General features: G+C 74.0%; 4 protein-coding genes. All 4 read left to right on the forward strand.

The window, feature by feature from the left end; translation table 11 throughout:
* Positions 1-1,094, forward strand: a 1,094-nt coding sequence (locus E1258_RS28550; RefSeq protein ID WP_132406586.1) for an aldehyde dehydrogenase family protein, incomplete at its 5' end; no start/stop codon positions are given.
* Between the two features lie 14 nt (positions 1,095-1,108).
* A complete protein-coding gene (dpgD, locus tag E1258_RS28555; RefSeq protein WP_207919785.1) occupies positions 1,109-1,900 on the forward strand; it encodes an enoyl-CoA-hydratase DpgD in 792 nt (263 codons plus the stop codon).
* Between the two features lie 76 nt (positions 1,901-1,976).
* On the forward strand, positions 1,977-3,131 hold the full coding sequence (locus E1258_RS28560) for a VCBS repeat-containing protein (protein ID WP_132406590.1): 1,155 nt from the start codon (positions 1,977-1,979) through the stop codon (positions 3,129-3,131).
* A gap of 30 nt (positions 3,132-3,161) precedes the next feature.
* Positions 3,162-6,606 (forward strand): AMP-binding protein (locus tag E1258_RS28565; RefSeq protein ID WP_165949924.1); only part of this gene is annotated, 3,445 nt, incomplete at its 3' end.

A 6,606-nucleotide genomic window follows, 5' to 3' on the forward strand; every position in this document is an offset into this window, starting at 1 on the left:
CCCAACCCTACGGGGAACTGCTCGCCACCCCCGCCGGCGCCCGCAGCATCGCCCGCCGCATCCCGCTCGGCGTCGTCGGCGTCATCACGCCGTGGAACTTCCCGCTGATCCTGGCCATGCGGGCGGTGGCGCCGGCGCTCGCGCTCGGCAACACCGTGGTGCTCAAGCCCGACGTCGACACCCCGGTCAGCGGCGGCCTGCTCATCGCCCGACTGCTGGAACTGGCCGGCCTGCCCGACGGGGTCCTGCACGTGCTTCCCGGCGACGCGGACGAGGGCACCGCCCTGGTCGATGACCCCGACGTGGCCATGATTGCGTTCACCGGCTCCACGGCGGTCGGCCGGAGCATCGGTGAGCGGACCGGCCGCGCACTCAAGCGCGCCGCCCTCGAACTCGGCGGCAACAACGCCCTGATCGTGCTGGACGACGCCGACCTCGACGCCGCCGCCTCCGCCGGCGCGTTCGGCGCCTTCTTCCACCAGGGCCAAATCTGCATGGCCGCCGGCCGGCACATCGTCGTGGAGTCGGTCGCCGACGAGTACCTGGACCGGCTCGCCCGGCGCGCCGACAAGCTGCGCGTCGGCGACCCCGCCGGTGGCGACGTCGACCTCGGCCCGCTGGTGAACCAGGGGCAGCTGGACCGGGTACGACGAATCGTCGGCGAATCGATCCGGGCCGGCGCCACCGTGCGCGCCGGGGGCACCCACGACGGGCTGTTCTACCGGCCCACCGTGCTCGCCGGGGTGACCGCCAGCATGCCGGCGTTCACCGAGGAGATCTTCGGCCCGGTGGCACCGGTCGTCGTGGTGCGCGACGACGCCGAGGCGGTCGCGGTCGCCAACGACACCGCGTACGGGCTGGTTGCCGCCGTGCACAGCGGCTCACCCGCCCGGGGCGCCGCCCTCGCCGACCGGCTGCGCACCGGCATCGTGCACGTCAACGACCAGACCGTCTACGACGACGCGTACGTGCCGTTCGGTGGCCGCGGCGCGTCCGGCAACGGTGCCCGGTACGGCGCCACCCACAGCTGGGACGAGTTCACGCAATGGCAGTGGCTCACCGTACGCGACAGCCCGCCACCCTATCCGTTCTGAGACCGGAGGCGCCTGTGTCCGACGACGCGCGGGTCCGCTACGAGCTGCACGGCGGGGTCGCCCGCGTCACCATCGACCGGCCCGCGGTACTCAACGCCATGGACCGGGCCACGCACGCCGAACTCGGCCGGATCTGGGACGAGGTGGAGCGCGACGACGAGGTCCGGGTGGTCGTCCTCACCGGCGCCGGTGACCGGTCCTTCTCAGTGGGCCAGGACCTCAAGGAACTGGCCGTCCGCAACCGCGCCGGCACCCCACCGACCACCTTCGGCAGTCGGGGCCAGCCCGGCTGGCCCCGACTGACCGAACGGTTCCGGTTCAGCAAGCCGCTGATCGCCCGGGTCAACGGGTACGCCCTCGGCGGCGGCTTCGAGCTCGCCCTGGCCTGCGACCTCGTGATCGCCGCCGAACACGCCGAGTTCGGCCTGCCGGAGGCCCGGCTGGGCCTGGTGCCCGGTGCGGGCGGCGTGTTCCGCCTGGCCCGGCAGGCACCGTTTCGTATCGCCCTCGGGCACCTGCTCACCGGGCGACGGATGAGCGCAGCCGACGCGCTGCGCTACGGGCTCGTCAACGAGGTCGTCCCGGCCGCCGGTCTGGACGCCTGCGTCGACGGCTGGGTCCGTGACGTGCTGAGCTGCTCGCCGCTCGCGGTCCGGGCGATCAAGGAGGCCGCCACCGCCTCCGTCACCATGCCGCTGCAACAGGCCTTCGCCACCCGCTTCGAGTGGGAGGAACGCCGCCTTGCCGGCGACGAGTGGATCGAGGGTCCGCGCGCCTTCGCGGAGAAGCGTCGGCCGCGCTGGTAGGGGGGGCTAAGGGGTCCCGGGGCGCGGTCAGGCGCACCTACCGTCACTGCAGAGGCAACATCCAGTGAGGAGAGAGATGCGCGAGCACGGGGACATCCAGGGCGTACGGCGGTGCGTCCGAGCGGCGGCGCTCGCCATCGGCGGTGCCGCGGTCGGCTTGACCGCGCTGCCGGCGGCGGCCCACGCGGCCGGAGCGAGCTTCGCGCCCGCGGTGATCACCGCCGCCGGACCGGGCGCCACCTCCATCGTCGCCGCCGATCTCGACGGTGACCGCCACCGGGATCTGTTGACCCCCAACTTCGACGCCGGCACCCTCAGCGTCCTGCGCGGCGACGGCACCGGCCGGCTCACCGCGACCCCGCCCATCGCGGTCGGCGCCGGACCGGCCGACGTCGCCGTCGCCGACCTCGACCGTGACCGCATTCCGGACGTCGTGGTCGCCAACCTGATCGACAACACGGTCGCCGTGCTGCTCGGCAAGGGCGGCGGTGCCCTGGCCGCGCCGGTGAGCCACCCGGCCGGCGCCCGCTCCGGCGACCTCGCCGTGGGCGACGTCACCGGCGACGGCAAGCGCGACGTGGTGGTCACCGACCACGACTCGGTCGGCGTCCTCGCCGGCGACGGCAATGGCGGGCTCGCCGCGCCCCGCACCTTCCCGGCCGGCACCGACCCGACCGATGTCACGATCGCCGACCTCAACGACGATGCCCGCCCCGACCTGGCGGTGACCAGCGTCGCCACCGGCAGGGTAAGCGTGCTGCTGGCCGACCGGGCCGGGGGCTTCGCCGCTCCCCGCAGCTTCCCGGCCGGCACCGGGCCGGTCGGCATCGCCGTCGCCGACGTCGACCGCGACCGGAAGCCCGACCTGATCGCCTCCGACTACCTCGGCAACGCGGTGATCGTGCTGTTCGGCAACGGCCTCGGCGATTACCCGAACACCCGGACCTTCGCCACCGGAGCCGGCCCGGCCGACGTCGTGGCGGTGGACGTCGACGGCGACCGCAAACTCGACCTGGCCACCGCCGACGTGCACACCAGCACGATCAGCGTGCTCACCGGCGACGGCGGCGGCGGCTTCGCGGCGGCCATCAGCCTGCCCGCGGCAGCCCAGCACCCTTCGGAGATCGTCGCGATCGATCTCGACCACGACGGCCGGCGCGATCTCGCCACCGCCAACTACACGTCCGGCGACGTGACCGTCTTGCTGAACACCGCCACCATCCGCCGCTGAACGGCGCGCCCGCCGACACGAGGGGGATCCATGGGAGAGGTCGTCCGCCCGATCTCGGAGCTGCTCCGCGACCACGCCGAACGGTTCGCCGACAAGGTCGCCTTCGAGGACGACAGGCGCGCGGTCACGTACCGCGGACTGGACCTGCGTACCCGGCGGCTCGCCGGCCACCTCGTCGCCGACGGCCTCGGCCGCGGGGAGCGGGTGGCGATCTTCCTGCCCAACGGCATCGCCGTACTGGAGAGCTACTACGCGTCCGCCCGCGCGGCCGCGGTGGCGGTACCGGTCGATCCGGACGCCACCGAGGCCGAGCTCGCCCACCTGCTCACCGACAGCGGAGCCAAGGTGGTGATCACCGATCGGGCCCGGCTCGACCGCGTCCGGCGGGTCGCCGCCCCCGGGGTTCGCACGGTGGTGGACGACGGCACCGCACCCGGCTCGTTCGAGGCGCTGGTCCGGATCGAACCGGCCGTGCCCGCCCCCGACGACCTCGGCCTGGACGAGGTCGCGTGGATGCTCTACACCTCCGGCAGCACCGGCCGCCCCAAGGGGGTGCTGTCCACCCAGCGGGCCTGCCTGTGGTCCGTCGCCAACTGCTACGTGCCGATCCTCGGCCTCGACGAGCAGGACCGGCTGCTGTGGCCGCTACCGCTGTTCCACAGCCTTGCCCACGTGCTCTGCATGCACGGCGTGCTCGCGGTCGGCGCCACCGCGCGGATCATGTCCCGGTTCGCCGCCGAGGACGTCTTCGACCTGCTCAGCGCGGGGACCTACACCATTCTGCCGGGCGTGCCGGCCATGTTCCACTACCTGCTGCGCGCCGCCGACACCGGGGCCCGCCTGCCCGAACTACGGGCCTGCCTGGTCACCGGGGCGGTCACCCCGGCCGCGTTGCGCGCCACGTTCGGCCGCACGTTCGGCATCGCGCTGCTGGACAGCTACGGCAGCACCGAAACCTGCGGTGCGATCACGATGAGCGTGCCCGCCGCCGGGGCGCCGGACGGCTCCTGCGGGCGGCCGGTGCCAGGCCTGTCCGTACGCATCGTCGAGCCGGACAGCGGCCGGGACGTACCGGTCGGCACCGAGGGCGAGGTCTGGGTCAGCGGCCCGAACCTGATGGTCGGCTACCACGGCCAGCCCGCGGCGACCGAGGCGGCGATCCGCGACGGCTGGTACCGCACCGGCGACCTGGCCTGGGCCGACGCGGCGGGCAACCTCACGATCAGCGGCCGGCGCAAGGACATCATCATCCGCGGCGGCGAGAACATCCATCCGACCGAGGTCGAGGAGACGATCCGCGGCGCGTCCGGCGTCACGGACGTGGCGGTCGCCGCCGTGCCACACGAAGTGCTCGGCGAGGTACCGGTCGCATACCTGGTCACCGACGGCCCGGTGGATCCGGCCGAGATCTTCGCGCGGTGCGAGCGGGTGCTCTCCGCGTACAAGATCCCCGAGCGCCTCTACCGGGTCGACGCGATCCCGCGCACCGGGTCGCGCAAGGTGCGGCGCCACGCGCTCGCCGACCACCCGGCCAAACTTCTCGCCGTACGCGGTCAGCTGCCAACCCTGCTGGCCAGGCGGTGGACCCGGCTGCCCGCGACCACGGATGCGGCCAAGCCGGACTTGGTCGTCGTCGGAGCGCGGCCCGAAGGGCTGACAGCCGTTCCGGATCAGCCCAGCCTGACCGGTCTCCCGGCTGACACCTCGCACGTCTTCATCGCCTACCCGGGTGGCGACCCCCACGCCTGGGTGGCCGACGTGCTCGCCCGCTGGCGGGCCGCCAACACCAGGCGGGCACAGCTGGTCCTGATCGCGCCGGCCGGCTCCGGAGTGGACCGCGCCGACCGGGACACCGCCGTGCTGGTCGAGGTGGACGGCGACACGCCGCGCTGGGCCGACCTGCCGGCTCTGCTCACCCGGGACGAGCCGCACCTGATCCTGCGCGCCGACGGCGGCTGGGCGCCCCGGCTCGGCCGGATGGAGGCCACCACCACGACACCGTTCCCGCTCGGCGCGGACACCATCGCCGCGGTCACCGGCGCCGACCGGGAGTTGGGCCGGCTCGTCGCCCGGCACCTGGTCACGGTCTACGGCGTACGCCGTCTGGTGTTGACCGACGCCGGTCCGGAGACCGTCGCCGAACTGGCGGCGGCCGGCGCCGAGCCGGTCCTGGCCAACCCCGAGCAGGTCGCCCGGATCCTCGCCGAGTCCCCGGCCGGCACCCGGCTGGTGGCCGAGACCGGCCCGGTGCTGCCCGGCGACCTGTCGGTCGATCTCCGCCTGGCCTGCGCGCAGCTCGGGTCCGGCGACGACCTCGCCGCCGAGGCACGGGTACGCGCCCACCGGGCCGTCGGTCGCACCGCGGTCTCGCTGGCCGCCGGCCCGGTGACCGAGCGCGACCTGCTCGCCTGCCTCGACGTTGCCCTCAGCGCCGTGGAACCGCACGTGGTCGCGCTGTCCACCGACTCCCCGCAGGCCGTGACCGCCGTGCCGGCCGCCCAACTGCGCGATCTGATCAGCCGCCCCACGTCGGCCCCGGACACCGTCGCGCTGGCCGAGCTGCGCTCCCGGCTGGACGGCCGCAGCCAGCGCGAGCAGGACCGGATCCTGCTCGACCTGGTCCGCGGCGGCGTGGCGACCGTGCTCGGCGCCACCGAACCCGGCCGGATCGGTGCCGACCGCAGCTTCACCGACCTGGGCTACGACTCCCGGATGGCAGTCGAACTGCGCAACGCCCTGACCGCCGCCACCGGTCTGCGGCTACCCGCCACCCTCGCCTTCGACCACCCCACCGCCCGAGCGGTCGCCACGTTCCTGGCGGGCACGCTGCTGCCCGGACGTACCGCAGCCGCCACGCCCGCCGAACCGGAGGGCAGGCAGGCCATGCCCGCCGAGCCGATCGCGATCGTCGCCATGGGCTGTCGTCTGCCGGGTGGTGTCACCTCGCCCGCCGACCTGTGGCGCCTGGTGAGCGAAGGCACCGATGCGATCTCCGGGTTCCCCGCCGACCGCGGCTGGAATCTGGAATCCCTCTACGACGAGGACCCGGACCGTGCCGGCAAGAGCTACGTCCGGGAAGGCGGGTTCCTCGCCGGAGCCGGGGACTTCGACGCCGAACTGTTCGGTATCAGCCCGCGCGAGGCGCTGGCCATGGACCCGCAGCAGCGGTTGCTGCTGGAGGTGGCCTGGGAGACGGTCGAGCGCGCCGGGATTCCGGCCGCGTCACTGCACGGCAGCCGTACGGGCGTGTTCGCCGGGCTGATGTTCCACGACTACGGCGCCGGCGTGATCGACGCCCCCGACGGCGTGGAGGGCTACCGCGGGATCGGTGGGGCGGGCAGCGTGGTTTCCGGCCGGGTGGCGTACACGCTGGGGTTGGAGGGGCCCGCGGTGACGGTGGACACGGCCTGTTCGTCGTCGCTGGTGGCGATTCACCTGGCGGCGCAGTCGCTGCGGTCGGGGGAGTGCTCGCTGG

It is taken from the genome of Micromonospora sp. KC207, from assembly GCF_004348615.1.
GTDB lineage: Bacteria > Actinomycetota > Actinomycetes > Mycobacteriales > Micromonosporaceae > Micromonospora.